The following is a 274-nucleotide window of genomic DNA, read 5'->3' as shown; positions in this document are numbered from 1 at the left end:
TCGTTTGCGGGCACGGCCGCCGCTCAGACGTGCGCCCCCGGGTGCGCCGCCGTGCGCGCCAGGATCGCCGCCACCTGTTCCGGCATCGCCGGCTTGAGCAGGTGCGCGTCGAAGCCGGCCTCGCGCGAGCGCCGCCGGTCGTCCTCGGCGCCCCAGCCGGTCACGGCGACCAGGGGCACCTCCGCCAGCTCCGGCAGGCCGCAGATCGCGCGCGCGGCTTGGTAGCCGTCCCTGCGCCGCATGCCGATGTCGAGGATGGCCAGTTACGGCTGCA

At 75.9% G+C, this 274-nt stretch carries 1 protein-coding gene; it reads right to left on the bottom strand.

Going from position 1 to position 274, the window contains the following annotated elements; genetic code table 11:
- Nucleotides 1-23 precede the first annotated feature (23 nt).
- Nucleotides 24-257 carry a response regulator gene (locus KVT32_RS30020; RefSeq protein WP_371825642.1) on the bottom strand — a complete coding sequence of 78 codons (234 nt, stop codon included), beginning with the start codon at nt 255-257 and terminating at the stop codon, nt 24-26.
- Nucleotides 258-274 lie beyond the last annotated feature (17 nt).

The sequence above is a fragment of the Achromobacter sp. GbtcB20 genome, from assembly GCF_019091095.1.
Taxonomy (GTDB): domain Bacteria; phylum Pseudomonadota; class Gammaproteobacteria; order Burkholderiales; family Burkholderiaceae_B; genus Achromobacter; species Achromobacter mucicolens.
This window is presented reverse-complemented; position numbering and strand designations above follow the sequence as displayed.